The 26593-nt window shown below is 60.8% G+C and carries 21 protein-coding genes, 2 tRNA genes, 2 pseudogenes and 1 other annotated feature; of the genes and pseudogenes, 11 read left to right on the plus strand and 14 right to left on the minus strand.

What is annotated here, in order from left to right; translation table 11 throughout:
• Nucleotides 1-2: 2 nt before the first annotated feature.
• The 3 genes from PAF17_RS11105 to PAF17_RS11115 all read left to right on the plus strand — a co-directional run bounded on the left by PAF17_RS11105 (nucleotide 3) and on the right by PAF17_RS11115 (nucleotide 1818).
• Nucleotides 3-458: a cupin domain-containing protein gene (locus PAF17_RS11105; RefSeq protein ID WP_271889171.1), complete on the plus strand. Its 456-nt coding sequence runs from the start codon at nucleotides 3-5 to the stop codon at nucleotides 456-458.
• The gene (locus PAF17_RS11110) at nucleotides 458-1696 is read left to right on the plus strand and encodes a flavin-dependent oxidoreductase (RefSeq protein WP_271889172.1); all 1239 of its coding nucleotides are present in this window, start codon (nucleotides 458-460) and stop codon (nucleotides 1694-1696) included. The genes PAF17_RS11105 and PAF17_RS11110 overlap by 1 nt, the downstream gene beginning before the upstream one ends.
• A gap of 45 nt (nucleotides 1697-1741) precedes the next feature.
• Nucleotides 1742-1818 (plus strand) — tRNA-Arg (locus tag PAF17_RS11115).
• Nucleotides 1819-2100: 282 nt separating this feature from the next.
• Here PAF17_RS11115 and PAF17_RS11120 read toward each other — a convergent pair.
• Nucleotides 2101-2469, minus strand: coding sequence for a hypothetical protein (locus PAF17_RS11120; RefSeq protein ID WP_271889173.1), 369 nt, complete (start codon nucleotides 2467-2469; stop codon nucleotides 2101-2103).
• A 57-nt stretch (nucleotides 2470-2526) separates the two neighbouring features.
• Nucleotides 2527-2610, minus strand: a pseudogene (locus PAF17_RS20180) (hypothetical protein); the annotation flags it as partial.
• 232 nt (nucleotides 2611-2842) lie between these two features.
• Between PAF17_RS20180 and PAF17_RS11125 the strand changes: the two are divergent.
• The 5 genes from PAF17_RS11125 to PAF17_RS11145 all read left to right on the plus strand — a co-directional run bounded on the left by PAF17_RS11125 (nucleotide 2843) and on the right by PAF17_RS11145 (nucleotide 7014).
• Entirely contained in the window at nucleotides 2843-3136 is a 294-nt protein-coding gene (locus PAF17_RS11125; RefSeq protein WP_271889174.1) for a hypothetical protein, read from the plus strand.
• 259 nt (nucleotides 3137-3395) lie between these two features.
• Complete coding sequence (locus PAF17_RS11130; RefSeq protein WP_271889175.1) at nucleotides 3396-4292, plus strand: siderophore ABC transporter substrate-binding protein; 897 nt, start codon at nucleotides 3396-3398, stop codon at nucleotides 4290-4292.
• Between the two features lie 6 nt (nucleotides 4293-4298).
• Complete coding sequence (locus tag PAF17_RS11135; protein WP_271889176.1) at nucleotides 4299-5294, plus strand: ABC transporter permease; 996 nt, start codon at nucleotides 4299-4301, stop codon at nucleotides 5292-5294.
• The gene (locus tag PAF17_RS11140; protein WP_271889177.1) at nucleotides 5291-6256 is read left to right on the plus strand and encodes an iron chelate uptake ABC transporter family permease subunit; all 966 of its coding nucleotides are present in this window, start codon (nucleotides 5291-5293) and stop codon (nucleotides 6254-6256) included. Before PAF17_RS11135 ends, PAF17_RS11140 begins: the two co-directional genes overlap by 4 nt.
• Nucleotides 6253-7014 carry an iron ABC transporter ATP-binding protein gene (locus PAF17_RS11145; RefSeq protein ID WP_271889178.1) on the plus strand — a complete coding sequence of 254 codons (762 nt, stop codon included), beginning with the start codon at nucleotides 6253-6255 and terminating at the stop codon, nucleotides 7012-7014. Before PAF17_RS11140 ends, PAF17_RS11145 begins: the two co-directional genes overlap by 4 nt.
• Before the next feature lie 481 nt (nucleotides 7015-7495).
• Here PAF17_RS11145 and PAF17_RS11150 read toward each other — a convergent pair.
• The 6 genes from PAF17_RS11150 to PAF17_RS11175 all read right to left on the minus strand — a co-directional run bounded on the left by PAF17_RS11150 (nucleotide 7496) and on the right by PAF17_RS11175 (nucleotide 13746).
• Nucleotides 7496-7569: transfer RNA gene (locus PAF17_RS11150), tRNA-Cys, on the minus strand.
• A gap of 123 nt (nucleotides 7570-7692) precedes the next feature.
• Nucleotides 7693-9717 (minus strand): transketolase, encoded by a 2025-nt coding sequence (tkt, locus tag PAF17_RS11155; protein ID WP_271889179.1) that lies wholly within the window; start codon nucleotides 9715-9717, stop codon nucleotides 7693-7695.
• Between the two features lie 96 nt (nucleotides 9718-9813).
• Nucleotides 9814-11142, minus strand: a complete 1329-nt coding sequence (locus PAF17_RS11160) for an HlyC/CorC family transporter (protein ID WP_271889180.1) — start codon at nucleotides 11140-11142, stop codon at nucleotides 9814-9816.
• A 6-nt stretch (nucleotides 11143-11148) separates the two neighbouring features.
• Nucleotides 11149-12114, minus strand: a complete 966-nt coding sequence (locus PAF17_RS11165) for a site-specific tyrosine recombinase XerD (RefSeq protein ID WP_271889181.1) — start codon at nucleotides 12112-12114, stop codon at nucleotides 11149-11151.
• Nucleotides 12111-13616: a hypothetical protein gene (locus tag PAF17_RS11170; RefSeq protein WP_271889182.1), complete on the minus strand. Its 1506-nt coding sequence runs from the start codon at nucleotides 13614-13616 to the stop codon at nucleotides 12111-12113. Before PAF17_RS11170 ends, PAF17_RS11165 begins: the two co-directional genes overlap by 4 nt.
• Nucleotides 13609-13746, minus strand: a complete 138-nt coding sequence (locus PAF17_RS11175) for a hypothetical protein (protein ID WP_271889183.1) — start codon at nucleotides 13744-13746, stop codon at nucleotides 13609-13611. Before PAF17_RS11175 ends, PAF17_RS11170 begins: the two co-directional genes overlap by 8 nt.
• Before the next feature lie 127 nt (nucleotides 13747-13873).
• Here PAF17_RS11175 and PAF17_RS11180 point away from each other — a divergent pair, with 127 nt between their 5' ends.
• Complete coding sequence (locus PAF17_RS11180) at nucleotides 13874-14422, plus strand: shikimate kinase (protein ID WP_271889184.1); 549 nt, start codon at nucleotides 13874-13876, stop codon at nucleotides 14420-14422.
• Nucleotides 14419-15525: a 3-dehydroquinate synthase gene (aroB, locus tag PAF17_RS11185; RefSeq protein WP_271889185.1), complete on the plus strand. Its 1107-nt coding sequence runs from the start codon at nucleotides 14419-14421 to the stop codon at nucleotides 15523-15525. The genes PAF17_RS11180 and aroB overlap by 4 nt, the downstream gene beginning before the upstream one ends.
• A 121-nt stretch (nucleotides 15526-15646) precedes the next feature.
• On the opposite strand, the gene PAF17_RS11190 is transcribed toward aroB, so the two are convergent.
• From PAF17_RS11190 to PAF17_RS11215, 6 genes and pseudogenes are all read right to left on the minus strand, one after another.
• A complete protein-coding gene (locus tag PAF17_RS11190; RefSeq protein ID WP_271889186.1) occupies nucleotides 15647-16693 on the minus strand; it encodes a Leu/Phe/Val dehydrogenase in 1047 nt (348 codons plus the stop codon).
• 417 nt (nucleotides 16694-17110) lie between these two features.
• Nucleotides 17111-20731 (minus strand): vitamin B12-dependent ribonucleotide reductase, encoded by a 3621-nt coding sequence (locus PAF17_RS11195; RefSeq protein ID WP_271889187.1) that lies wholly within the window; start codon nucleotides 20729-20731, stop codon nucleotides 17111-17113.
• A gap of 466 nt (nucleotides 20732-21197) precedes the next feature.
• Nucleotides 21198-21746: a 5-formyltetrahydrofolate cyclo-ligase gene (locus PAF17_RS11200; RefSeq protein ID WP_271889188.1), complete on the minus strand. Its 549-nt coding sequence runs from the start codon at nucleotides 21744-21746 to the stop codon at nucleotides 21198-21200.
• Nucleotides 21743-23161, minus strand: a complete 1419-nt coding sequence (gene mgtE, locus PAF17_RS11205) for a magnesium transporter (RefSeq protein ID WP_271889189.1) — start codon at nucleotides 23159-23161, stop codon at nucleotides 21743-21745. The genes PAF17_RS11200 and mgtE overlap by 4 nt, the downstream gene beginning before the upstream one ends.
• 77 nt (nucleotides 23162-23238) lie before the next feature.
• Nucleotides 23239-24027, minus strand: coding sequence for a histidinol-phosphatase (hisN, locus tag PAF17_RS11210; protein WP_271889190.1), 789 nt, complete (start codon nucleotides 24025-24027; stop codon nucleotides 23239-23241).
• Between the two features lie 437 nt (nucleotides 24028-24464).
• Nucleotides 24465-25617, minus strand: a pseudogene (locus PAF17_RS11215) (IS3 family transposase); the annotation flags it as partial.
• Nucleotides 25183-25336, minus strand: a sequence feature (AL1L pseudoknot). It overlaps the preceding pseudogene by 154 nt.
• 156 nt (nucleotides 25618-25773) lie before the next feature.
• Here PAF17_RS11215 and PAF17_RS11220 point away from each other — a divergent pair.
• A protein-coding gene (locus tag PAF17_RS11220) for an IS5 family transposase (protein WP_271889191.1) occupies nucleotides 25774-26531 on the plus strand; the annotation gives its coding sequence in 2 pieces (ribosomal slippage) (nucleotides 25774-26098 and nucleotides 26098-26531; 759 coding nt in all).
• The last annotated feature ends 62 nt before the right edge of the window (nucleotides 26532-26593 follow it).

Below are 26593 nucleotides of genomic sequence, written 5' to 3' on the forward strand. Positions count from 1 at the left end.
CAATGACGATGCCAGCCGGAGTGACGCGCGCGACCGAAGCAATGGACGGGATCACCTGGAATATTCTGGGGCAGGTCTACATTCCCAAACAGCACAGTGAAAATTCGTTGTCCTGGCATGCCACATTGCCCAAGGGCACCTTTGTGCCGCCACATATTCACCCCACTCAGGACGAGTTTCTCTACATCCTGGACGGATGCTTTGACCTGTGGCTGGACGGTGCGGAACTCAGGGCGGAACCGGGTGACCTTGTGCGGTTGCCGATGGGCAAGGCCCATGGCATTTTCAACAAACAGGACAGCGACATCAAATGCCTGTTCTGGGTGTCGCCGTCACGCAGGTTGTTTGATCTGTTCTGGGCGCTGCACAATCTGGGCCCCAATCCGAACCCCGCCGATGTGGTCGCCGTGTCTGCCGCGCATGAGGTGGATTTCCTGCCGCCCGAGGATCAGGACTGATGCGTGTCCTGATTGCGGGGGCCGGGATTGGCGGTTTGACCACCGCATTGATGTTGCATGCGCGGGGCATTCCGTGCCGCATCTGGGAAACCGCCCCGCAGGTACGCGAGGTCGGCGTGGGGATCAATGTCTTGCCCCATGCAATCGCCCGTTTCCAGGCACTGGGTCTGCTGCCGGATCTGGATCGGCATGCCGTGCGCACTTCGCATCTTTTTTATTACACGCGAAATGGCCAGCTGGTCTGGGATGAACCTCGGGGGATGCTGGCCGGGCATGATGTTCCGCAATTTTCGATTCATCGTGGCAGGCTGCAAAAGATCCTTCATGATGCCGTGCTTGCACGCTTGGGGCCGGATGCCATCCGGTGTGGTCGCCGGCTGGCGGGTTTCGTTCAGGATGAGGCGGGTGTCACGGCGCAGTTTCTCGATTCAGGTGCCGGCGGGCCGGGCGAAACGGTTCGCGGCGATGTGTTGATCTGCGCCGACGGCATTCACTCGGCCGGGCGCAGACAGTTCTATCCCGACGAGGGGGCCCCGTCCTGGAATGGTGTGTCGATGTGGCGCGGGGCAGCCCATGCCCCGGCATGGCGCGGCGGCACCGAAATGGCGATCGGCGGAGGTTTCGGCGCCAAGATGGTCCTGTATCCTATCGCGCCACCCGAGGCCGATGGATTGCAGTTGATGAACTGGGTGGTGAATGTCCGCACCAAGGATCCCGCGATCAGTGGTCCGCCCCCTGATAATTGGACGCGCAAGGTTGCCCATGCGACCGTCTTGCCATTCGCGCGCCGGTTCATCATTCCCGATTATGACATCGAGGCATTGGTGCGCGCGACCGATGACATCTATGAATATCCGATGGCCGATCGTGACCCCCTGCCGCGCTGGACATTTGGCCGGATTACCTTGCTTGGGGATGCGGCCCATCCGATGTATCCCGTCGGCTCCAACGGTGCCAGCCAAGCGGTGCTTGATGCAGAATCCCTGGCCGACGCATTGAAATCCCAACCACATCCTCGTGCCGGGCTATGGGCCTATGAACAGGATCGCCGGCCAAAGACCTCCGATCTGGTCGCCCAGAATCGCATTGGCGGCCCGGAAGGGGTGATCGATGCGGTCGAAAAGCTGGCTCCGGGCGGTTTTGACGATATCGAAACAGTGTTGCCGCGTCACGACCGCGAAGCTCTGGTCCGAGGTTATGCGGCGATGGCCGGGTTTTCCATCGTTCGAAAGGACTGAATTGGGCATTGCACAGCCCGCGCCACGCGGTTATGCAATGCTCAGGCACCCGTAGCTCAGCTGGATAGAGCGCTGCCCTCCGAAGGCAGAGGCCAGAGGTTCGAATCCTCTCGGGTGCGCCATCTTATATTTTTGACCGAGAATGTCGCCTAAAGCCTTGAACGGTAAGGCTAAATTAGGTGTTCGAGGTCCTTGGTTTCGGCGGCAGGGCAAAGGCTCTACAAACGCCAACCCAAGGACGGTTTTCTTTAGGGTTAAATCTGAATTCTGCCATATACTCGAAGGGTTTGAGAGAAAACGCATGGCGTGTTCGAACGACACCTCAAAGGTGTGGCGGGGTTTGCCACTCTTGGCGAGAACTTCCTCGCGCTCCAGCTTAGCAATGCGCTTCTCATAAACAAAAATCACGGAATCTCTGTTGGCATCGACAATCCGATCAAGGAGCTGATCGACCTGCTTTTCAGTTTGCTTGATCTTCGCTTTCTCGCCCTTCGTGTCCTCAGATGCTTGAGTAAGGCGCATATCCCACGCATCGCGGAACATTGCTGATCGACACGTAAATCATCACAAAGCATGAAGCCCCGCAGCGGGAAATTTTCGTTGATGTTCTTGCGAGCAGGAGCCTTTGCCGTCCCTTTCAGGCGTGCCTGAATCTTCTCGAATGTCTCGAAGCCAACCAAGCGTTCATGCTGAGCCATATGCAGCGAGACGTTCCAGTTTGGCGCTTCGATGTAGCCCGCGTAGATCACGCGGGTGTCGCCGTGTTCAGCCAACGCGCGATCTGGTTGAGGTTTCCGCCGTAGCGCGCCACGGCCAGAACGAGAGAAGGGTCAACCTGGGGCGCGGGTTTGCGCCGCCAAGACTGCGTGCTCCCGCAGAAGCTCGGCGGCTGGCAGACCTGCCGCTTCGGCTTTAGCCCGAAGCGCGGCCTTCTCTTGCGTCGAGCATCGGAAACGAAGGTTTCCGTGCGCGGCTCCTTTGCGCGGCCTTGGGCCGCGCCGGTGGGGTTCGAAAGCGTCTACAAATCCAGGGGCAGCTCATCCATCGATTTGCGACCTGTCGGGTCAGGGGGAGCCAGCGGATCTGTTGGAGCCGAATCGCTCTTGCAGCTTCTGTAGGACCATGTGCCTGACAAGGAGTCTGCGGATGCAACTGTGGCTGAAGGCTGATGTAACCCGCTGGATGCGGCGACACATGCTGCGCGCCGGAAGTCGTGAAATCAGTGGCATGATCTTGGAAAAACAGACGGGTGATCAGCAATTCGGTGACGTTGACTTCACAATTGATGCAACAAGTGGATCGCCCTCAAATTTCACCCTCGATGCCAAACAACACGATCGGGCGCTCGCGGAAGTATTCAAAAAGACCGGATCTGATTGTCACCGGTTCAACTATCCGGGCGAATGGTACGCCCATCCATGTTGCAGTCTGCACCAATGACGTCTAAGCGGCCATCCGGCTTGCCGCTGGCAGTTCTGGCCTTCGTTGAACGCGGGCAGACGACATTCGGGAGAACCCGCAAATCATTCAAGACGTGGTTTCCCTCGTCGCTGGATGTGCAATTTCCTGTCGGATGGCGATCGTGGCCCTTGCAAAATGCGGTTGCTGCCAATACTCCACGAAAACGGTCGGGAATGCAATTTTGGCTTTATGGTCATTTTTGTTTTTTCGCTGTGCTTGAATTCTGACGGGGTGGATGATGCGATATTTTTCTGGCGCTTTTTGTGCGTTCATGGGGGCGACGGCGCTGCATGCCGGGCCGGTGACGGTCGAGACGGCGCGGGGGCCGGTTGCGCTTGAGGCGGGGCCTTTGCGGGTCGTGACGATGGACCTTGCGGCGCTGGACACGATTTCGGCTCTGGGTGGCGATGTGGTCGGGGTGCCCAACGGCATCAAGCCGGATTACCTGTCGCAATATTCCGGTGACGGTTATGCCGAGATCGGCACGTTTTTCGAGCCCGACATCGAGGCGATTGCGGCGCTTGAACCCGATCTGATCATCGTGTCGGGGCGTTCGCAGGCCAAATATGACGAATTGGCCGGGCTTGCCCCGACCATTGACCTGACCCCTGATCCGACCGCGGTGATCGACAGCATCCATCGCAACACCCGGACCCTGGGCGCGATCTATGGCCGCGAGGCCGAGGCCGAGGCTGCGCTGGCCGATCTGGACGCACAGGTTGCAGATCTGCATGACCTGGCGGAAGATGCGGGGACCGCGCTGACGGTTCTGACCACCGGCGGACGAATGAGCACCCATGGCGCCGAAGGGCGTTTCGCGGTGCTTTATGACGCGTTCGGCTTTGCGCCTGCGGTGACCGATATCAAGGCGGGCAATCATGGCCAGCCCATTTCCAACGAATTCATCCGTTCAAGCGATCCGGACTGGATCTTCGTGATTGACCGCGACGCGGCGATCGGGCGCGATGGCCAGCCCGCCGCGCAGATGCTGGACAATCCGCTGGTCAATGACACCAGGGCCGCGCAATCGGGGCAGATCCTGTATCTGGACCCGGTCGACTGGTATATCGTCGGTGCCAGCATCACGGCTGTCGAGAACAGTGTCGCGCAGCTCTCGGACGCATTGGCGCAATAGGCCGTGATGACGGGATCGATCGCAGCGGACGAGCCGGGGTTGCGGGCCATGCCGGTCTGGCAGCCGGTTCTGGCGCTGGCCTTGCTGGCGCTGCTGGCGGTGGCCAGCCTGCTGGTGGGCAGCGGCGGCATCGGGCTTTCGGCGCTGTTGAACGATCCCGCTTCGGCCAAGCTCTTCCTGGTCAGCCGCCTGCCGCGCACGCTGGCGCTGCTGCTGGCGGGGACGGCCTCGGCGATCACCGGACTGATCATGCAGCGCCTGGTGCAGAACCGCTTTGTCGAACCCTCGACGATGGGCACGGTGGATGCGGCCTGCCTGGGCCTGTTGCTGGGGGTGATCTTTCTGCCCGATGCCGCGCCGCTGACGCGCATGGCGATGGCGGCGGTGGCGTCATGGCTGGGCACGGTGCTGTTCCTGCTGGTCCTGCGCGCGATGCCGCGCCGCAATGCGCTGATGCCGCCATTGCTGGGCATTGCCTATGGCGGCGTCATCGGGGCGATCTCGGCTTTTATCGCATGGCAGACCGGGCTGATGCAGGCCCTGGGGGCCTGGACGACGGCCGATTTCTCGATCGTGCTGTCGGGCCGGTACGAGTTGTTATACGTGGCGGCCGGGGTGACGGCGCTGGCCTGGTTCGCGGCCGACCGCTTCACATTGGCGGGGCTGGGCGATGACATTGCCAGCTCGGTCGGGCTGAACCCGCGCCGGGTGCTGGCGCTGGGGGTTTCGATCGTGGCGGTCACGGCCGGCAGCATCGTGGTGACGGTCGGGTTCATCCCGTTCCTGGGGCTGATCGTTCCCAATCTGGTGTCGCGCCGGGTGGGGGACAACCTGCGCACGGCCTTGCCGATGGTGGCCTGGCTGGGCGCGACGGTGACCCTGGCCTGCGACATCCTGGGCCGGCTGGTCTTTTACCCGTTCGAATTGCCGATCGGGGCCACGATGGGTGTGCTGGGCGCGGCGGTGTTCCTGTTTCTCCTGCTGAAGAGACATCCCCGATGACCCCCGAGACACGCCGAAATCGCAGCCGCCTTGCGGGGGGCGGTCTTGCCTTGCTGCTGATCGCGATGATCGCGGCCTTCATGACGTTGGGGGCCACGGGCAACTGGTCGTTCATCCTGCCCTACCGGGGGGAAAAGCTGCTGACCGTGCTGCTTGTGGCCTGGGCGGTTCCATTGTCCACGATCCTGTTCCACGCGATCTCGGACAACCGGATCCTGACCCCGTCGATCATGGGGTTCGATGCGCTCTTCGTGCTGATCCAGACGCTGCTGATCTTCTTTATCGGCTCCGAGCGGATCAACATCCTGCCGGTGCAGGGGGTGTTCCTGGGTGAAGTGCTGGTCATGACCGGCTTTGCAATGGGGCTTTACGGCCTGCTGCTGCGCCGGGTGGCGGGCAGCCTCGAGCTGTTGCTGCTGGTCGGGATCGTTCTGGGGGTGCTGTTCCGGTCGATCTCGGGGCTGTTGCAACGGATGATCGACCCCGGAGAATTCCTGGTGCTGCAGGGGCGCATCTTCGCCAGCTTCGGCGGCGCCGACCCGCAGGTGCAGGCCATGGCGGCGGCCTGTATCGGGCTGGCCTCGGCCTGGGCCTTCTGGCGGCTGCCGGCCATCGACGTGATGATCCTGGGGCGATCGGGCGCGATGTCGGTCGGGCTGTCCCATCGCCGCCTGTCGCTGGAAGTCTTTGCCATCGTCACCATGCTGGTCTCGGCCTCGACCGCGCTGGTGGGGCCGATCACCTTCTTTGGCCTGCTGGTCGCCCATGCCACCTATCGGATGCTGCCCGGGGCGCCGCTGCGCCAGACGATCCCGGTGGCCGGGCTGGCCGGGGCGTTGCTGCTGGTGGTCGGGCAGGTCGTGCTGGAACGGGTGCTGGGCTTTGACGGCACGGTCGGCATGGCCGTCGAATTCCTTGGCGGGCTGTTGTTCATTCTTTTGCTGATCGAGCGAGCCAGATGATAGAGCTGAAAAACCTGCGCCAGAACTATGGCAGCCGCACGGTCGTCGATGTCGACGCCCTGACATTGCCCGAGGGTGGCCTGACCTCGATCATCGGGCCCAATGGCGCGGGAAAATCCAGCCTGCTGGGCATGATCGCCGGCCTGCAGCGCCCGACACGGGGGCAGGTGATTCTGGACGGGCAAGACATCCTGCGCATGCCGCGCAACCGCTTTGCCCGCCGGCTGGCGGTGCTGCGCCAGGACAACAGCATCAATGCCCGCCTGACCGTGCGCGATCTGGTCGGCTTTGGGCGCTATCCCCATTCGCGGGGGCGGCTGAACGCGTGCGACGTCCGCCATATCGCCCATGCCATCAAGCTGGTCGCGCTGGAGGAATATCAGCACAGCTTCCTTGACGAGATGTCGGGCGGCCAGCGCCAGCGCGCCTTCATCGCCATGGTCCTGGCCCAGAACACCGAATACGCCCTGTTCGACGAACCCCTGAACAGTCTCGATATCAAACATGCTGTTGGCATCATGCAATTGCTGCGCCGCGCCGTCGACCAGCACGGGAAAACCGCCATCGTCGTCCTCCATGATCTCAACTTCGCGGCAAGACACAGCGACAGGATCATCGCAATGCGCGACGGAAAAATCATCGCCGACGGAAAACCCGAAAACGTCATCACAACAGATGTCCTCAGCAAAATATACGACATGAAACTCAACGTCCTAAAACAACAAAATAAACAAATCGTCGACGTCTTCGGAAAATGAAGGCGCTGGATTCCCGACCGCGACGGTTCCCTGTTGGTTGAGGCGTCAAGCAAGGTCGTGGATGTTCGGTTCGGGGCATGAATGAAGATATCCCGGAAATCGACGAGATGATTGCACAGCTGTTCTGACCGGTCGTCGCGGCGGCGTTTGACGGTTGCAACGCGTCAAGGCAATCCTCTGGTGAGGGTAAACAATGCCGCCGAACTCCGGAAATCACAGTTTCTTCGTTGCTGCGTACGGTTGAAGACGGTTGTTTCAAACAGATTTACGGGCCGAGACCGCCTGCTGTTTTTCGCCAGGTCACGAATGTCGTTGAGCCGTTTCCAAGTGCGACTTGATGCATCGACCAAGCTGTTCGATCATTCGGGCCGAGCTTAGTATGCTATGGCGGGGTGCCCGTTGATTTCTGCCACCCAGAGCTTGCGAACCAGCCAAGGATGTCTGCCAACGGTAATCAAGCTGCTCGATTGGTGAAATCTCTTGGAGGTGGGTACCGGAATCGAACCGGTCTACACGGATTTGCAATCCGGTGCGTAACCTCTCCGCCAACCCACCGCTGATCCAAGAGTTGTTGCGGTTTAGCCGCTTGAGCGCGCTGTTGCAAGACGTCACTTTGCCTGAAAGGCGAACAAATTTGGGTGTCGGCGGGGCGATCTGTGTCGCCCCGCCGGATGGTTGTTACAGCAGCGATTTCGCCTGCTCGACCACGGCTTCGGCCGTAATGCCGAATTCCTTGTAAAGTTCGGGCGCCGGAGCCGAGGCGCCAAAACCGTTCATGCCGACGAAAGCCGATTTTTCCTCGCGGCCGCGCTCACCCAGCAGCAGCCAGTCCCAAGGTTGGCGAATCGCGGCTTCGATCGCGATGCGGACATTCCCGGCGGGCAGAACCTCTTCGCGATAGGCTTGGGATTGCGCGCGGAACAACTCCATCGACGGTACCGAGACCACGCGCGTCGGGGTGCCGGCCGCTTCCAGGGTTTCGCGGGCATTGACAGCGATCTCGACCTCGGAACCCGTTGCCAGCAGCACGACCTGGGGCTTGCCGCCAGTGGCCTCGCGCAGGGTATAGGCCCCTTTGGCTGACAGGTTTTCATCGTGATGCGTGCTGCGCAGTGTCGGCAAGCCCTGACGCGACAATGCCATGACCGAGGGGCGGTTTGATTGCGTCAGCGCGATTTCCCATGCCTCGGCGGTTTCCACCTGGTCGCAGGGACGCAGCATCAGCAGGTTGGGCGTTGCACGACAGATCGCCAGATGTTCGACCGGTTGGTGTGTCGGGCCGTCTTCGCCCAGGCCGATGCTGTCATGGGTCATGACATAAGTCACGGGCAGTCCCATCAGGGCCGATAGACGGATCGCCCCGCGTGCATAATCGGTGAAGGTCAGGAAGGTGCCACCATAGGCGCGGAAACCGCCATGCAGCCAGATGCCGTTCATTGCGGCGGCCATGCCATGTTCGCGAATGCCGTAATGAATATAACGACCCATGCGGTTATCCGCAGAGAAGATGCCCATATCGGCGGTCTTGGTGTTGTTCGACCCCGTCAGATCCGCAGATCCGCCAAAGTTTTCCGGCATGTCGGGGTTCAGGACGGCAAGGGTGTTTTCGCTGGCCTTGCGGGTTGCGACCTTTGGCTTTTCTTCCGACGTCCTGGCCTTCAGCGCGGTGATGCTGGCGGCCAGCTGCGCGTTCGGCTTGTTGTCGATGCGGCGGGTGAATTCGTCGCGGGAATCATTGCTCAGCGCGCCGACACGGCTTTCCCAGGCGCTGCGGTGTTCGTTGCCACGGCTGCCGATGGCCTTCCAGGTCGCTGCAATATCGGAAGGAATTTCAAAGGCCGGCGCATCCCAGCCAAATGCCTTGCGCACGGCGGCGATTTCTTCGGCCCCCAGCGGCGAGCCATGGGCCTTGGCGCTGTCGGCCTTGTTGGGCGAACCGAAACCGATAATGGTCTTGCAATCCACCAGAACCGGACGACCATCGTCTTGAGCGGCTTCACGCAGGGCGCGGTCGATATCGGCGGCATCATGTCCGTCACAGGACAGGACGCGCCATCCCGACGCCTCGAAGCGGGCGCGCTGGTCGGTCTTGTCAGACAGGCTGACGCGTCCGTCGATGGTGATGTCGTTATTGTCCCACAGAACGACCAGACGGCCCAGCTTCTGCGCGCCGGCCAGACCGATTGCTTCCTGGCTGATACCTTCCATCAGGCAGCCATCGCCCGCGATGACCCAGGTGCGGTGATCACACAGCTCGGCCCCGAATTCTGCGCGCATTGCTTCTTCGGCCATTGCCATGCCGACGGCTGTGGCAATGCCCTGACCCAGCGGGCCGGTCGTGGTTTCAACGCCCTCGACATGACCATATTCGGGGTGGCCGGCGGTGATCGAACCCGATTGACGGAAATTACGGATCTGTTCGATCGTCATCTGCTGATAGCCGGTCAGATGCAGCAAGGCATAGATCAGCATCGAACCGTGGCCGGCCGACAGAACAAAACGATCGCGATCAAACCAATGCGGTGCCGCAGCGTCGAATTTCAGGTGGTTGCGAAACAGCACGGTAGCGACATCCGCCATGCCCATCGGCATGCCGGGATGGCCGGAATTTGCGGCTTCGACAGCGTCCATTGCCAATACGCGGATCGCACTGGCCAATTTCCAATGTTCGGGGTCGGCTTTGCGGCGGGCGTCGATATCCATGGCGGTCCCTTTGGGCTGATAACGGTTGATGGTGTGTTAGGGGCGAAGCGACGTGGTTGCAAGCGCCGCACGGCTTCGCTGGTCGGTTCAGGGCGTTCAATCCCGGCTGGCGGTCAGCGGTGCCAAACGGCGGACCCGCAGGCGGGTAATCCGGTTTTCCCGGCGCGTGACCACCTCGAAGCGATAGCCGTGAAACGAAAAGACCTGCCCGGCATCGGGGATGGACTGGGCCATGTGAATGACCAGCCCGGCCACGGTGTTGGCTTCGTCATCGGGCAGGGTCCAGTCCAGTTGCCGGTTCAGATCCCGGATCGTCATGCCGCCATCGACCGTATAATCACCCTGGGCATTCGGGATCAGGGTCTGGTCGTCTTCGGTGTCATGTTCGTCGGCGATCTCGCCAACGATTTCTTCCAGAATATCCTCAAGTGTGATCAGACCACGCAGCGTGCCGTATTCATCCACGACAAGGGCGAAATGGGTGCGCCGTTTCAGAAACTCGCGCATCTGTTCGTCAAGCGCCGTGGTGTCGGGGACGAAATATGGTTTCATCGCCACCGACATCAGGTCCAGATCCTGCACCGCATCGCGATCGGGCGTTTCGCGTGCCGCCTTGTTCACGGCGCGCAGCAGATCCTTGGTATGGACCACGCCGACGACGTTTTCACGCTCTTCCTTGTATACGGGCAGGCGGGTATGCGGGCTGTGCAAGACCTGATCGAGGATTTCTGACGGGGGCAGGTCGGCATTGATCATTTCGATGCCCGAACGGTGCCGCATGATTTCCTCGACCGTGCGATTGCCCAGATCCAAAGCGCCCAGCAGGCGATCGCGATCCTCCTTGTGGACCTCGCCCGCGGCATGGCCGATCGAAAGCGCCCCGGCAATTTCGTCGCGCACCGAGAACATGTTGGATTCGGGGTCCGTTTTCAGCCCGAACAGCGAAAGGATCGCGCGCACGATCAAACGCACCACCGCCACGATCGGAGACAGCGCAAGCGTCACCCAGCGAATGGGCCGCGCAACGGTGCTGGCGACGGTTTCCGGCGCCGAGATGGCATAGGTCTTGGGCATCACTTCGGAAAAGATCAGCACCAGAATCGTCATGACCAATGTTGCAATCGCCACACCGCTGGACCCCAGAAGCCGCGTGAACAGCGCCGTCGCAAGGCTGGCGGACAGGATGTTGACCACGTTGTTCCCAAGCAGGATCGCCCCGATCAGACGCTCATTGTCGGCGGTGACCTTCAGCGCGACTTCGGCGCCCGCATCGCCCTTGTCCGAGCGCGATTTCAGCTTGGCGCGGCTGGCGGCGGTCAGTGCCGTTTCCGAGCCGGAAAAGAACCCCGACATCATCAAAAGCACACAAATGGCCGCACTTGTCATCCAGAAGGCGGCGTCGAACATACTCGAAGGGTCGTCCATGATTCCTTAACGTTCACTGTCGGTTGATGGCGCAGGATGCGCCAAAGGGTGATGGTTCAGCACCAGATCGCGCATGCGCGCATCCAGAACATGGGTATAAATTTCCGTTGTGCCCAGATCGGCATGGCCAAGCAGGGTCTGAATGCTGCGAAGGTCGGCCCCGCCTTGCAACAAATGGGTGGCGAAAGCGTGGCGAATGACATGCGGGGTAACGCGCGTCGGATCAATTCCGGCGACAATCGCGATCTCCTTGAGAAGCCGACCGAAACTTTGACGTGGCATATGTCCCGCATTGCCGGGTGCGGGAAACAGCCATTTCGCCCCATTGCCCGCGACCAGCCGCCCAAGGCTTGACTTTTCGGGGGCGTTGTCGCGGCAGGCCAGCCAGTCCGCCAGCGCGTCACGCGCGGGATCGGTCAGCGGAACCATGCGATCCTTGTTTCCCTTGCCGCGTATCATCAGGATACGCGGGTCCCCCCGGCAAGAGGCCACAGGCAGCATGACCAATTCGCTGACCCGCATCCCCGTGGCGTATAACAGCTCCAACAGGCATCGGTTCCGACACTTGTCGCGATCGGTCCGGCCAAGCGTGGGGGCGGCGGCCAGCAGCGCTTCGACCTCTTCGGGGGACAATGTTCTGGGCAGGCGCTTGCTGTTGCCCGGACCGGAAATCCGCAAGGCAGGGTCATCTTCGCGCCAGCCTTCTTCCAGCGCAAAGCGGCAGAATTGCTTGATCGAGGACAGGCGTCGCGCGCGCGTGGCGCGTGACAAGCCCAGGGCATCGCAATCTGACAGATAGTTTTCGATGTCATCGCGGGTGATCGAGCGCAGCGACAAATTGCGTTGTGACAGCCAGTCCACAACATCGCGCAGGTCCCGCCCATAGGCCATCAGTGTATTTTGCGACGACCCAAGCTCTGCCGCAATCGCATCCAGGAAGGTCGAGATCGCGCGCAGGTCAGACTGGTTCATTGGGCTGCGTCCCTGAATTGCTGCAACAACGCCAGCTGCGCGGCGGCGAGATCGGCATCTTCCCGCAGTCCAAGCGCCCTCAATGTCGCCAGCCCGCGCGCCGCGCGCGTCACCGCGCCGTCCATTCCCGCATCGATATCCGTCATTGCCGACAGCAGGGCCTCGGCCGCGCGATCCGATGGCGCGGGCAGAGGGCCAGAGCGCAGATCGGACGGAATTTCCACCGGATCGCGAACCGGCAAACCCTGCCATTGTCGCAACCATCCGGCGATCTGCCCGGCTTCGCCCTGAACATCGCCGGGCAGATCCGCGGCGACCATGGCGGCAAGCACATGGGTCATGTCATTGCGGCGAAATTCCTCGAAGGCACGGGGCAGGGCGCTGAGTGGATCGCCCGATGCAATCGCGGCCTCCAATGTGCGCATTGCGCCGGCACGTTCCCAGACACCGCCCGACGCGGCCGGTTTTTGTTCGGCATAGATCTGGCGCAGCGTTGTGGCGGGAATGGCGTTGGCGCGGGCCAGCCGCTCGGCGGCTTCGATCCGGGCCTTCCAGCCGTTGTTCAGGCGCAGGTCGGAATGGGCGAATGCAATTGGCAGGTTGCCGGTCGGCAGTGGCTGGCCGATGGCCTCGTGGACGCGAAATTCCAGCGGGGTCATCCTGTCGGATGGCGCAAGATGCTCGCCGCTATCGACAAAGGCATCATCCAGGAAATGCGTCAGCAACAGGCCTTGCTGCGCATCGAGCAGGCCCAGGGTTTCGGCGCCGCGCAGGCTGATCGCCGCAGCCGCCCAATCGCCGGTCTGTGCGAGGCAATAGATTCGGGCCGAAAAACTGGGGGCAACACCCGGCGTGTCGTCCATTTTCAGGCAGGCGCGGCTTTCCTCACCTGTCAGCAATGCAATATCAAACAGGCGCCGGAACACCTCGGGGTCGCCCGGTGCCGCCGAAAGCAGCAGGCGACCGGCGGGTTCGACGGCCCCCATGTCAAGCAACCGGTCCGCACGGGCCAGAAACAGCTGACCGCGCTGTTGGGCGTTGGTCACGGTGGGCGGGGTCAGTTGCGCGGTCAGGATACGGGTCAGCAGGTTCGACATCGCCGGCAGGCGGGCAGGGGTCGAAAGCACCAGCGCCGCCAGTTCGGTCGGGTCGCTGCCTGCCCACAACCCCGTGGGCAGTCCGGCCTTGCGGGCCGTGACAATGCCCGCCGCATCCAGATCGACATCCGCAAGGCGCGACACCAGCACCGGACTGACCGAGCCGGTGGCCGCGACGGGCGAACTGTTGCTGTCCGAGGGCGGGCGCGGTGTCGGCCGCCAGGCCGAGCTTTCGCGGACGGGCCCGCGCACGCTGCCCGAAAGCCAGTCACTGGCCGATAGCGGCTGCTGGGCGTGAACCGGTGAAGTCAACGCCATCAGTGCTGCCACCGCCAGACATGACAGGGTCGGTGAAATCCCGCGCAGGGCGGGATCTGTTGGCTTTGTGGGGTCGATATCAGTCACCCGCCGCCCCATCGCCCACCGGACTGCGCACTTCCTGACGCTGCGGCTCCATGTCGCCCAGATAGGCATATCCGACCAGCCCGATCAGACCCGCCAGAATCAATACCACCAAAAGCTTGATCAACCGCATGAAATTTTGCCTCATTCGCCCAGGGTTTCGCCATATTCCGACGGCTTCGGCGCCGGTTCGGTCGGAATATATATGGCAATTGCCGAAAGATCACGCCATTCAGTGACGCGAAGAAAGGAGGGCGCGGATGAATCATCGGCTTGGGCGTCATATCGTGCTGATCGGAATGATGGGGGCGGGCAAGACCGCGATCGGATCCGAGATCGCGCGACGCTATGGCGTGAACTTCACGGATTCGGATGCCGAAATCGAAGCTGCGGCGGCCATGTCGATCAGCGAGATCTTCGAACGGGACGGCGAAGAGTTCTTTCGGCGCCGGGAAACGCAGATCCTGACGCGCATTCTTGCGGCTCCGCCTTCGATCGTTTCGACGGGGGGCGGGGCATGGATGCAGCCACGCAATCGCGATCTGATCGCCGAAGCGGGATTGTCGGTCTGGCTGAACTGCGATCTGGAAACGCTGTGGCACAGGGTTCGGCAGCGCAGCACGCGCCCGTTGTTGAAAACCGCTGATCCCAAGGGCACATTGGCCCGCCTTATCGACGAGCGGTATCCCGTCTATCAACTGGCCGATCTGAATTTCCCGTCGCGCGGCGGCGACAGTGTCGAAGCGACCGCGACGCGGTTGATCGAAGAAATTCGCGCCGCGTATCCTGACCTTCTGGAGCTGAAATGACCGAATCCGTCACCATTCACGTGCCCCTGGACGAACGCGCCTATGATGTCCGCATCGGTGCCGGGCTGATCGACAGTGCAGGGCGCGAAATCGCGCCGTATCTGGCCCGGCCACGGGTTGCGATTGTCACCGATGACACCGTGGCCGATCTGCATCTGGCAAGGTTGCGGTCGGCTTTGCAGGCCGAAGGGATCGGCTCCGAAGTCCTTGTCCTGCCCGCCGGTGAGGGTACGAAAAGCTGGCCGCATCTGACCCGGACCGTCGAATGGTTGCTGGAAAGCAGGATTGAGCGGCGCGATATCGTTATCGGCTTTGGCGGTGGCGTCATTGGCGATCTGGTCGGCTTCGCGGCGGCGATCCTGCGCCGGGGCGTGCGCTTTGTTCAGATTCCGACAACGCTGCTGGCCCAGGTCGACAGCAGTGTCGGTGGCAAGACCGGCATCAACAGTGCATTCGGCAAGAATCTGATCGGTGCCTTTCATCAGCCTTCGCTGGTTCTGGCCGATATTGCGATCCTGGACAGCCTGACGCCCCGGGACTTTCTGGCCGGCTATGGCGAGGTGATGAAATATGGCCTTCTGGGGGACGAGCGTTTCTTCGAATGGCTGGAAGAAAACGCCACATCACTGAGAACGGATGCCGGTTTGCGACAAGAGGCCGTGGCGCATTCGGTAAGGATGAAGGCCGGTGTTGTAACCCGCGACGAGACCGAACAGGGCGAGCGTGCGCTGTTGAATCTGGGACATACCTTTGGCCACGCGCTTGAGGCCGCGACGGGGTATTCTGATCGCTTGCTGCATGGCGAAGGTGTCGCGATCGGTTGCGCGCTTGCCTTCGATCTGTCGGCGCGAATGGGGCTTTGCAGCCAGGAGGCACCCAGCCGGGTTCTGGAACATTTGCGCCAGATGGGCATGCCGGCCCGTCTGGGGGATGTGCCCGGAGAGCTGCCTGATGACAGCGCGTTGATTTCATTGATGGCGCAGGACAAGAAAGTCGTTGACGGGCAGTTGCGCTTCGTTCTGGCGCGGGGCATCGGCAATGCCTTTGTCAGCGATGATGTCGAGACATCGGTTTTGGCCTCGGTCCTGGCGGACGCACGCTGATTTGCCAAGCATCGGCGCGAGGCTTCGGGGCGAAGTTGCATCCGTCCCGGCGCGCAAGCTTTGACAGCCCCATCGAAGGGCTGCCAAAGCTGGGTGGCGTCGCCACCCGGGCACAAGCCGCCTAGGCGGCGCTATTGCGTGCAAGCATGGTTTCCACCATTTCGTCGGCGATTTCGGTGGTGCTGCGATTATGTTGGGCAGCGCGGTCAAGCATCTGGGAAACCCGACCTGCAATTCCGTCCAGCCTTGCGCGTCGCCAGCCATTGCCAGTTCCGTGGATTTCGCTGGCCACGCTGATGATGCCGCCGGCATTCACGACGTAATCGGGCAGGTAGGTGATATTGCGGGAAATCAGGTCCTGCCCGACAGTCGGTGTGGCAAGCTGATTGTTCGCGGCGCCACAGACCAGCCGGGCCGTCAGCCGCGCGACGTGATCACCGGTCAGCACCCCGCCAAGGGCGCAGGGCGCGAAGATGTCCATCTGCTGGTCAAAGACCGCATCGGGTGCACAGACGTCTGCTTTCAACCGCACGCGCGCATCTTCCACGGCATCCGGATTGATATCTGTCACGATCAGATCGGCGCCTGCGTCATGCAGTTTTTCTGCCAGCGACAACCCGACATGCCCGAGGCCCTGCACCAGAACGCGACGTCCTTGCAGATCATTGCTGCCAAAGACATGTTGCGCCCCAACCAGCAGGCAACGGAACACCCCTTCGGCGGTCCAGGGCGAGGGATCGCCAGAGGCAGTCGAAAGACCGACGGCAAACTCTGTTTCTTCCGCCGCATGGGCCATGTCCGCAGGAGAGATGCCAACATCTTCCGCAGTAAAGTAGCGCCCTTCGAGCAATTGCACGGCGCGTCCGAAGGCGCGCATCATATCCGGGGTCTTGTCGCGTCTGGCATCCCCTATGATGACGGATTTCCCGCCGCCCAAACCCAGATCTGCCATCGCGTTCTTGTAGGTCATGCCTCTGGCGAGCCGGGTCACGTCCCGGATCGCTTCGGATGGGGATGCATAGGCCCACATCCGGCACCCGCCAGCAGCTGGTCCCAGCACGGTTGAATGCACACAGATCAGCGCGTGCAGCCCGGCGCTCTGGTCCTTTGCCTCGACCAGACGCTCGAACCCATGCGGGGCCTGCAAATCAGTCAGTGTCAGGGCCATTCCGATTTCCTCCCATTGCAGGCAATTCGCGGCGAACTGCCAATGAAACAGTGTCAGAAAACCGCCTTGGATGCGGTTGGCAAGCACAGGATCATTCGTAAAGCCGCGCCGCGATGCACGCAATTTCCATCAGAAAACAGCCGTCATGGACGCAATATTTTCGCGAAAGGGCGCATGGTTCAGATGCAATGGAAGGGGCGGGGGCTCGTGACAGCGAATCACCCTTGCCCATCGTCGCCGTACAGTGAAGACACCGATGGGTGCAGAAAAAGGCCCCCGCACCCTGATATTGGGGTGCGGGGGCTGGGTCAGGCTGCGCCTCTTGCCGGGCGGCTGGCTGCATCGATAGGGGGCGCGGACATCATCGCGGCCCTTGGCCTGACAAATAGTGGCGGCACCCCAAGGTGCCGCCCGCGATCAGCTGCAGCCACTGGTGCTGCCGCAGGTGTTGCATTTCATGCAGGTTCCATTGCGAACCAATGTATAGTTACCGCATTCGCTGCATGGGTCGCCTTCGTACCCCTGCATGCGGGCCTTGGCCCTGGCATCGACCGACGCAGCCGGGGTTGCTGGTTGCGCCATTGCGGTTCCCGATTGCAGCTCAGCCGAAACCCCGGTCTGCAGGACCATCAGCTCTTGGGGCAATCGCTTGCGCAGATAGCCCGCGCTGCTGATCTGTTTCAGCATGGTCAGCGATTTCAACTCGGCCTGTTCACTGACAGGCGTCAGGTTCTGACCCTCGGCCTCGCCCCCGCCCATGTCATCGAACCGCGCTCCCTCGGGCTTGACATGCGCCAGATCGGTCCGGTCCAGATAACTGACGGCCAGTTCACGGAATACGTAGTCAAGGATCGAGGTCGCGTTCTTGATACTGTCATTGCCCTGCACCATGCCTGCCGGTTCAAATCGGGTGAAGGTGAACGCATCCACGAATTCTTCCAGCGGCACGCCATATTGCAGCCCGACCGACACGGCGATGGCGAAATTGTTCATCATCGCACGAAAGCCGGCGCCCTCCTTGTGCATGTCGATGAAGATTTCGCCCAACGACCCGTTGTCATATTCTCCCGTGCGCAAATACACCTTGTGCCCGCCGACAATCGCCTTTTGGGTATAGCCCTTGCGCCGCTGCGGCAGCTTTTCACGGTGATTGCGAAGCGCCTCTTTCACGATGATCTTTTCGACCACCTTCTCGGCGATCACGGTGGCCCTTTCCTGCGGATTGCCACTGATCAGGAGTTCTTCGGCCTCTTCGTCATCCTCGATCAGAGCCGAGGCCAGCGGTTGCGACAATTTCGATCCATCCCGATACAGGGCATTGGCCTTGACCCCCAGTGACCAGGACAGCTCATAGGCGGCCAGCGCATCACCGATCGTGGCGCTGTTGGGCATGTTGATCGTCTTGCTGATCGCGCCCGAAACAAAAGACTGCGCGGCAGCCATCATGTGAATGTGGCTTTCGACAGACAGATAACGGGTGCCTTTCTTTCCGCAGGCATTGGCACAATCAAAGACCGGCAGGTGCCGTGCTTTCAAATGCGGTGCGCCTTCCAGCGTCATGGTGCCGCAGACATGATCGTTGGCCGCGTCGATCTGGGCGCGGGTGAACCCCAGATGGCGCAGAAGATCAAAGGTCGGATCGTTCAGTTTTTCCGCTGGAATGCCCAGGCTGCCACGGCAGAACTCTTCGCCCAATGTCCACTGGTTGAAGACAAAGCGAATATCAAAGGCCGTGCCAAGTGCGGCTTCGATCTTGTCTATTTCGGCGGCTCCGAAACCATGTCCCGCCAGAGAGGTGTGGTTGATGTCGGGGCAATTGCCCAACGTGCCATGACCGACCGCATGGGCAATGATTTCCTCGATCTGCGCAGAGGAATACCCAAGTGTCTCAAGGGCGGCGGGAACGGATTGATTGATGATCTTGAAATAGCCGCCACCAGCCAGTTTCTTGAACTTGACCAGGGCAAAATCGGGTTCGATCCCTGTCGTGTCGCAATCCATCACCAAGCCGATGGTGCCTGTCGGGGCGATGACGGTGGCCTGCGCATTGCGATATCCGTGGTCTTCGCCAAGCGTCAGCGCCTCGTCCCAGGCTTCGCGCGCAATGGCAATCAGGCTTTGGTCGGGGCAATGCTCGGCATCCAATTGCACCGGGCGGATATTGATGCCTTGATAGGCGTCCGTTCCATGGGCCGCGGCGCGGTGATTTCGGACAACCCGCAGCATGTGATCCGCATTGCGCGCATAACCCGGAAATGCGCCCAGTTCGGCGGCCATCTCGGCCGAGGTCGAATAGGCCACACCGGTCATGATCGCCGTCAGTGCCCCGCACAACGCACGACCTGCGTCGCTGTCATAGCCAAGGCCCATATTCATCAGCAATCCGCCGATATTGGCATAGCCCAATCCCAGCGTCCGATAGTCATATGACCGCTGCGCAATTTCCTTGCTGGGGAATTGCGCCATCATCACGCTGATCTCCAGTGTAACCGTCCAGAGACGGGTAGCGTGAACATAGTCATCGGCCTGGAACTGCCCGTCCCGATAGAATGTCAGCAGGTTCATCGAGGCAAGGTTGCACGCCGTATCGTCGAGGAACATGTATTCGCTGCACGGATTGCTTCCGCGAATTGGGCCATCGGCCGGGCAGGTGTGCCAGGCATTCACCGTATCGTGGAACTGGATCCCAGGATCGGCACAGGCCCAGGCTGCATGCCCGATCTGTTCCCATAACTCGCGCGCCGATACCGTCTTGGCAACTTTGCCGTCAGTGCGCCGGATCAGTTCCCAGGGCGCATCCTCACGAACAGCACGCAGGAATGTGTCGGTCACTCTGACCGAGTTGTTCGAATTCTGGCCCGACACGCTGTTATAGGCGTCGCTGTCCCAATCGGTATCATAGGTCGGAAACTCGATGCTGTCGAAACCCTGCGCTGCGTATTGCAAGACGCGATTGATATAGGTTTCAGGGATCATGGCCCGTTTCGCATCGCGAATTGCGCTCTTCAAGCCGCCATTCTCGGCCGGATCCGTGGCTGCCGCATATGCGCCATCCCAGCTGCGAATCGCCCGAAAGATGTCATTCAGCTTCCGCTCATGCATCTTCGACCCGGCTACAAGCGATGCGACTTTCTGCTCTTCGATGACCTTCCAGTTGATGAACTGCTCGATATCCGGGTGATCCATGTCGCAGATGACCATCTTGGCCGCGCGGCGCGTTGTGCCCCCCGATTTGATGGACCCCGCTGCCCGGTCGCCAATCTTCAGAAAGCCCATCAATCCACTGGATTTCCCGCCCCCAGACAGGCTTTCCCCTGCGGCCCGCAGGCTGCTGAAATTGGTGCCTGTCCCCGATCCGTATTTGAACAGCCGCGCCTCACGAACCCAAAGATCCATGATCCCGCCTTCATTCACCAGGTCATCGCAGACCGATTGGATGAAACATGCATGTGGCTGGGGATGTTCATAGGCACTGGCGGATTTCACCAGTTTTCCGGTCTTGAAATCGACATAGAAATGACCCTGCGACGGCCCATCTATACCATAGGCCCAATGCAGCCCGGTATTGAACCATTGCGGGCTGTTCGGGGCGGCCATCTGCCGCGCAAGCATATGGCGCATTTCATCAAAATAGGCGCGCGCGTCTTCTTCTTCGGAAAAATACCCGCCTTTCCACCCCCAATAAGTCCATGCACCGGCCAGTCGGTCAAAGACCTGCTTTGCGCTCGTCTCGCCCGTATAGCGATCCGCCTCGGGCAGTTTCTCCAGCGCGGCATCGTCCGCGACCTTGCGCCACAGGAACTCGGGAACACCCTTCTCCCGAACGGGCTTCAACGCGGCAGGAACGCCGGCCTTGCGGAAATATTTTTGTGCGATGACATCGCTTGCCACCTGGCTCCAGCCTTGCGGAACCTCGACATGGTCATTGCGAAAGACGATCTGTCCGTCAGGATTGCGGATCTCGCTGGTGGTCGCGGTAAAGGCGATACTGCCATATGCACCACCATGTTCGGTCGTAAAGCGCCGTTCGATTTTCATGCCTGCTCCTCCGAGCGTTGATACTGTCCCTCGGTCCCCGACCTGCGCCCATGCCATGTCAATCGTGGCTCACCGCGCATGCGCAGCAAGGGGTCGGACGGTTGAACCGTCTCGAAGGCATCAGATCAAAGAACGGCGCGGTGAATTGTGATCTCGGGCAGGTGTTCCTACCACATTTAGTAACTTCGTCGCCGTGAGACACAAATTGAACAGTTCTTGTCACGCTTTCAACAGATTTTTTCGTCCTTTCAGGCCGCGATTTTCATTGACAGCCTATGACTGTCAATTGATCGAGATTCGTTCACAGGACGGGAAGTCCAGGGTTTTCCATTGACCCTGATCCGTCGTTTAATCTATCAAAAACAATGGTCTGCCGTTTAGTATCCAGACGTTTTCCACAGGGTTATCCCACGCTCATCCTCAGGTTGCGCACAGCCGATGCAGCTATGCAACAGGTCCCGTCTTTTCATGGGTTTGCGGTGATGATTTCCCGGTCGGTAACAATCTGATCCAGGGGCTGATCAAAGCGTTCAGCAGGAATTTCCGACAGTTCCTGCGATGAAAAGGCCAGGCCAATTGCCTGCACGCCCCCGGATTTTCTTAGTAATTCCAGAGTTCTGTCATAATATCCGCCGCCATAACCAATGCGGTTTCCGCGGCGGTCAAAGCCGGCAAGCGGAACGATAAGGACATTTGGCACCAATGGCGCTGCTGATTCGGGCGGATGCGAGGTTCCGAATGGCCCGGCCACAAGCGCGCCGCCTGTCCATGCGCGAAAAACAAGGGGCACGGCACGACCGGTCACGACAGGAAGGCAGGTCGGGCCGCTATGTTCCGCCATGGCGGCACGGGGATCCGCTTCGCCGCGCATGGGCCAATATCCGGCCAGGACATGTTCCCGAAAAGGGCCGAGTGCACGGCGCAGCATCCGGTGGATCGCGTCCTGATCCCCCGCAAGTCGCAGTCTCTTGGCCAAGGCTTCCTTGCGTAACAGGGACTTGGCTTGCCCAGTCATAGCAATATTGCCGATGCCAGCCCGAGGAATGCGAAGAACCCGACGACATCGGTGACCGTGGTCACGAAAGTGCCCGATGCAAGGGCGGGATCGGCACCCGCCTTTTCCATGGCCAGCGGAATAAGGATTCCCGCCAGCGCCGCGATCGCAAGATTCACGATCATCGCGATTCCGATCACAGCGGCCAGCGATACGCCGTCAAACCAGAACCAGGCAACCACGGCCATGACGATCGCGAAGGCCAGCCCGTTCAGCAGCCCGACAATCGCCTCGCGTCTGACGACCCGCCAGACATTGCTGCCCGTCAGGCTTTTGGTTGCCAGCGCCCTGACCGCCACCGTCAGGGTTTGGGTTCCGGCGTTTCCGCCCATCGACGCAACAATCGGCATCAGAACCGCCAATGCGACCACTTTCTGAATGGTCGTTTCAAAAACCGCGATCACCAGAGACGCAAGAATTGCAGTGATCAGGTTCACCATCAGCCAGGGCACGCGCTGGCGCAGGGTTTCCAGCACGGTGTCGGTGATCGCCGAATCCTCGCCGACCCCGGCAAGGCGCAGGATGTCCTCTTCGTGCTCTTCGTCCAGCACATACATGGCGTCATCGATCGTGATGACCCCGACAAGGCGATCATCGGCATCCACGACCGGCGCCGAGATCAGGTGATACTGGTTGAAGGCATAGGCGACATCGCCTTCTTCCGCATAGGCGCTGACGGTGCGGAAACTGTCTTCGCACAAATCCTTCAACAGAACATCGCGACGCGACGCCAGCAGGCGCCCCAATGTGACATACCCGATCGGATGCCGGCGGGGATCCACCAGGATGACATGATAGAACTGCTCGGGCAGCCACTCTTCGGCGCGCATGAAGTCGATCGTCTCGCCCACGGACCAGTGTTCGGGGGCGGTGACGATCTCGGATTGCATCAGGCGACCTGCCGAATGCTCGGGGTAAGCCAGCGATTGCTGAACTGCGGCCCGGTCACTGTCATCCAGCGCGGCAAGAATTTCGGCCCGTTCGGGTTCGTCGAGATCTTCGATCAGGTCAACGACATCGTCGCTGTCCATTTCCCGCACGGCTTCTGCAAGCACGTCGCGGGGCAGGAATTCCATGACCTCTTCGCGGATCGCCTCGTCGATCTCGGACAGGATTTCGCCGTCGATCTGGTCGGAATACAATTGCAGGAAGGCGTTGCGTTCGGCACCGTGCAATTGCTCGATGATGTCGGCAATGTCGGCCGCGTGCATCGGTTCCAGCAGCTCGTTCAGCCTGTCGGTGTCCCTCGCCTCCAGCGCCGCATCGATCTGATCCAACAATTCGCGGCGGGGCAGGAATTCATCTTCGTCGCGGTCCGGGTCCGACGGATTCGCGCTGGCCTGATCTGCGCCCTGGGGGTCCTGCTGGTCTGTCATGCGCCCTCCTGATTGTCCTGTGGCGATAAGCGGCCAAATTTACGCATGTCGCGGCGATGCAGTGCCGCGGTGCGATCCTATTCGTTCAGCAGCAGCGCCATTGCGGCGCGATGCAGTTCCAGCGTGGCGGCGGCGATCACCTGTCCGCCTGCTGCGGCCGGTCCCCCGGACCAGTCGGTTACAATTCCCCCGGCGGCCTCGACCACCGCCAGCGGGCCGGCGATGTCATAGCTTTGCAACCCGGCTTCGATCACCAGATCGATCTGTCCAAGTGCCAGCAACGCATACGCGTAGCAATCCAGACCATAGCGCGTCAGCCTGACCTGTCGCGAAACGCGCTGAAACGCGGCTGCTTCATCAGGGGTGCCGATTTCGGGAAAGGTCGTCATCAGCGTCGCGTGGGACAGCTCGTGGCCGGTGCGAACCGACAGGGGGTGCTCTTGGTTCCGGGTGCGCAGGCGCGAAATTCCGAACCCGCCCTCGAAACGTTCACCGATATAGGGTTGGTCGATCAGCCCGTAACGGATGCCGTTGCCATCGCTCAGCCCGATCAGGACGCCCCAGCTTGGCGCGCCAGAGATAAAAGCCCGGGTTCCGTCAATCGGGTCCAGGATCCAGGTCAGTCCCGAATTGCCCTGGCTTTCGCCAAACTCTTCGCCAAGTATCGCGTCCTGAGGGCGGCGCCGGGCCAGCACCTCGCGCATTACGCGTTCGGCGGCGCGATCGGCTTGGGTGACCGGATCGAAATCTGCGGGGCGCTTGTTTTCGGTTTCGATATCGCGGGTCCGAAACAGTGGCAGGATCACCTGTCTGGCGGCGTCGGCCATTTCGTGTGCGGTGTCGATGATCTGCTGAATATCCTGCATCGGTACCCCAAACCCGTGGTGAAATCCCATGATGCGGGTCTAGCGGTTGTCGCAGCTTTCGGCCAGTGTCCGTGCATGGGATTTCAGCTTAAAATCAAGGCTTGGTCACAAAAGCACAGACCCGTGTCCATGATATGACATGATGCCTGTGCATGGCGTGAAGTGACGGGGCGTTATATTTGACTGAGGGGCCAAAAGTGACCTGGCAAGAATCCTGACCGGGCCTCTGGGCGTAGATCGGGATCAAGTTGCGGTCGAATAGGCCACAAGATCCGGCAAAGGTCTATTTTGAAAGGCTTGGATGCATCCCGCTTTCAGCCGATCTCTCAGCTATCGCTCTTGAAAGCTAATACAATGAAACGCTGCCACCATTAAGTGAACCGCGCCGGGTTTTTCCGGAGGCTGATTTTGGTTAGTTACGCGGCCATGTTCTCAGTTTCCAGAGTCGCGTATTCGACGGCTTCGCAGTTGCGCCAAGGGCCGCGGCGATGGATGATCTCGGCCTTGTAAAGGCCATTGATGGTCTCAGCCAAAGCATTGTCATAGCTGTCGCCTACACTACCGACAGGGGGCTCGATGCCGGCTTCGCCCAGCCTTTCGGTGTCGCGAATAGATAGGTATTGCGAGCCGCGGTCGCTGTGAGGGACCAGCCCCATAGTCTTGGTCGGCCGCCTGTCATGAACTGCCTGCTCCAGTGCATCCAGGGCGAACCCTGTCCGCGCCGATGTACTGACCCGCCAGCCGACGATCTGGCGCGCGTCGGCGTCGATGACGAAAGCGACATAGACGAAGCCTTTCCAGGTGGCGACGCAGGTGACGTCGCTGACCCAGAGCAGGTTTGGCGCGGGCACGCGGAACTGCCGGTTCACCTTGTCCTGCGGGCACGGGACCTTCTTGTCAGGGATGGTCGTCTTGTGTGGCTTGCCTCGCAATAATGCCCTGAATGCCCATCCCCCTCATCAACCGGGCCATCGTGCAACGGGCGACATCGAAGCCTTCCCGATCCAGTTGCCGCCAGACCTTGCGCACGCCATAGACACGCCGGTTCTCTTCGAACACGCGCTCGATCTCGGGTCGCAAGGCCGCCTCCCGCCGGACGCGATCCGACAGCCGGGCCGGATCGGCACGCTTCGCCAGGTGATCGTAGCAGGTGGACGGGGCGATCGGCAGAACCTTGCAGAACGGCTCGACCCCATGCGCCTCCCGATGATCGTCAATAAACCCGACCATCACCTCGACCGGCGGTCGAGCATTTCAGGCAGCGCTCGAAGCGATGCCGCTGCTGCCTTCGATCATCGCAAAATAGGCGCTCGCCTTACGCAGGATCTCGTTCGCCTGCCGGAGCTCCCGGTTCTCACGCTCAAGGGCCTTCATCTTCTTAGCCATGTCGCTCGGGATACCGGCACGCATCCCGCTGTCGACTTCGGCCTTCTTCACCCAATCGTTCAGCGTGTTCGCCGAACATCCGATCTTCGCGGAGATCGACGTGATCGCCTGCCAGCGAGAGCCGTGCTGCCCCTCGTTGTCGAGAACCAACCGCACGGCCCGCTCGCGCACTTCAGGCGAAAACTTATTCGTGGTCTTGCTCATGATGCTCCATCCTACTCAGGAGTCGGAACCTCCGGAAAACCCGGTGCGGTTCACTCGCGGCTCGGAGGCGTTGGTCATGCGATCGTCGCCGTAGGGTCCAGACCCATTGATTTCAGGTCTTTGGCGTGATTCAGGTTTCGCAAGGAGACCTGATTGATGAGCAGCCTTTTCTGGCTGACGGACGCACAAATGGAGCGTCTGAAGCCGTTCTTCCCCAAGAGCCATGGCAAGCCTCGCGTCGATGATCGCCGCGTTCTCAGTGGCATAATCTTCATCAATCGCAATGGGTTGCGGTGGTGTGATGCGCCGAAGGAATACGGCCCGGCGAAGACCCTTTACAACCGTTGGAAACGCTGGAGCGACAATGGCGTGTTCGCCCGGATCATGGTGGGCCTGGCCGCCGCGAGCGCCGAGCACAAGACGATCATGATCGACGCGACGTATCTGAAGGCGCACCGCACGGCCTCGAGCCTGTGCGTCAAAAAGGGGGGCGTGGGCGTCAGATCGGGCGCACCAAAGGCGGCATGAACACCAAGTTACACGCCGTTGCCGATGCCAAGGGGCGGCCGATCGGGTTCTTCATGTCCGCCGGCCAGGTCAGCGACTACACCGGTGCGGCGGCGCTGCTGGGCAGCTTGCCGAAAGCCGGGTGGCTGCTCGCCGACAGAGGCTATGATGCCGATTGGTTCAGAGAAGCGTTGAAAGACAAGGGGATAAAGGTCTGCATCCCAGGCCGGAAGTCGCGCAAGAAAGCCGTGAAATACGACAAGCGGCGCTACAAACGGCGCAACCGCATTGAGATCATGTTTGGGCGCCTGAAAGATTGGAGGCGGATCGCCACCCGATACGATCGGTGTCCGGAAACCTTCTTCTCCGCAATCATGCTCGCCGCAACCGTCTTGTTCTGGCTGTGATCAAGAACGAGTCTGGAGCCTAGGTAATCAGGGATATCCTGGCACGTTGCCGAAGAACGCCC

The sequence above is a fragment of the Paracoccus onchidii genome, assembly GCF_028294535.1.
Taxonomy (GTDB): domain Bacteria; phylum Pseudomonadota; class Alphaproteobacteria; order Rhodobacterales; family Rhodobacteraceae; genus Paracoccus; species Paracoccus onchidii.

Excerpts from the sequence above, each read along its gene's own strand:
- PAF17_RS11145 (WP_271889178.1), top strand. The coding sequence starts at position 6,253 with ATGATAGAGCTGAAAAACCTGCGCCAGAACTATGGCAGCCGCACGGTC.
- hisN (WP_271889190.1), bottom strand. The coding sequence starts at position 24,027 with ATGCAGGATATTCAGCAGATCATCGACACCGCACACGAAATGGCCGAC.
- PAF17_RS11105 (WP_271889171.1), top strand. The coding sequence starts at position 3 with ATGACGATGCCAGCCGGAGTGACGCGCGCGACCGAAGCAATGGACGGG.
- mgtE (WP_271889189.1), bottom strand. The coding sequence starts at position 23,161 with ATGACAGACCAGCAGGACCCCCAGGGCGCAGATCAGGCCAGCGCGAAT.
- PAF17_RS11190 (WP_271889186.1), bottom strand. The coding sequence starts at position 16,693 with ATGGCCCTGACACTGACTGATTTGCAGGCCCCGCATGGGTTCGAGCGT.
- PAF17_RS11135 (WP_271889176.1), top strand. The coding sequence starts at position 4,299 with ATGACGGGATCGATCGCAGCGGACGAGCCGGGGTTGCGGGCCATGCCG.
- PAF17_RS11160 (WP_271889180.1), bottom strand. The coding sequence starts at position 11,142 with ATGGACGACCCTTCGAGTATGTTCGACGCCGCCTTCTGGATGACAAGT.
- PAF17_RS11165 (WP_271889181.1), bottom strand. The coding sequence starts at position 12,114 with ATGAACCAGTCTGACCTGCGCGCGATCTCGACCTTCCTGGATGCGATT.
- PAF17_RS11180 (WP_271889184.1), top strand. The coding sequence starts at position 13,874 with ATGAATCATCGGCTTGGGCGTCATATCGTGCTGATCGGAATGATGGGG.
- PAF17_RS11200 (WP_271889188.1), bottom strand. The coding sequence starts at position 21,746 with ATGACTGGGCAAGCCAAGTCCCTGTTACGCAAGGAAGCCTTGGCCAAG.
- PAF17_RS11110 (WP_271889172.1), top strand. The coding sequence starts at position 458 with ATGCGTGTCCTGATTGCGGGGGCCGGGATTGGCGGTTTGACCACCGCA.
- PAF17_RS11195 (WP_271889187.1), bottom strand. The coding sequence starts at position 20,731 with ATGAAAATCGAACGGCGCTTTACGACCGAACATGGTGGTGCATATGGC.
- PAF17_RS11125 (WP_271889174.1), top strand. The coding sequence starts at position 2,843 with ATGCAACTGTGGCTGAAGGCTGATGTAACCCGCTGGATGCGGCGACAC.
- PAF17_RS11130 (WP_271889175.1), top strand. The coding sequence starts at position 3,396 with ATGCGATATTTTTCTGGCGCTTTTTGTGCGTTCATGGGGGCGACGGCG.
- PAF17_RS11175 (WP_271889183.1), bottom strand. The coding sequence starts at position 13,746 with ATGCGGTTGATCAAGCTTTTGGTGGTATTGATTCTGGCGGGTCTGATC.
- PAF17_RS11140 (WP_271889177.1), top strand. The coding sequence starts at position 5,291 with ATGACCCCCGAGACACGCCGAAATCGCAGCCGCCTTGCGGGGGGCGGT.
- tkt (WP_271889179.1), bottom strand. The coding sequence starts at position 9,717 with ATGGATATCGACGCCCGCCGCAAAGCCGACCCCGAACATTGGAAATTG.
- aroB (WP_271889185.1), top strand. The coding sequence starts at position 14,419 with ATGACCGAATCCGTCACCATTCACGTGCCCCTGGACGAACGCGCCTAT.